The sequence below is a fragment of the Dellaglioa sp. CoH-57-MRSF-19 genome (assembly GCF_056781975.1).
Window position 1 is genome coordinate 1 of sequence record NZ_JBXAXW010000157.1, and the last position, 395, is coordinate 395.

Annotated in this window: 1 protein-coding gene; it reads right to left on the bottom strand. The window is 54.9% G+C overall.

Annotated elements, in window-relative coordinates:
• Positions 1 to 147: 147 nt before the first annotated feature.
• Positions 148 to 395, bottom strand: a 248-nt coding sequence (locus AC1RO3_RS08755) for a hypothetical protein (RefSeq protein ID WP_481764042.1), incomplete at its 5' end; no start/stop codon positions are given.

Here is a 395-nt window from a genome sequence, read left to right on the forward strand (position 1 = left end):
ACCAAAGTGCTGGGGTCCACCTCAGCCAGCGCGTGCTTGATGCCACGGCGGTCGCCAAGGTCCTCGATCACGGCCAGCGCCGCTACACGCGCCCAACCACGCGTATCCTTGTGATCGGCCAGTGCTCGCTCCACATTGAGTTCTGCATCACTCTTCATTACTGCCTCCCGTGTATTTCAAAATCACATAGACCCGGCTGGTGCCATTCACTTCGTGTTCGACGCGATGCCCAACAATTTTGTCTACGTATGACACAGCTCCGTACGATGCTACGCACGCCGCATTACCAATTTCCGCTCGGTGCATGACATTGATGGCTATGCAGCGACCATCGCTTTTTGCTTTCCGAATTGCCTTTCGGAAAGCAAATGCCAAATCCTCACCATGACAGTCGG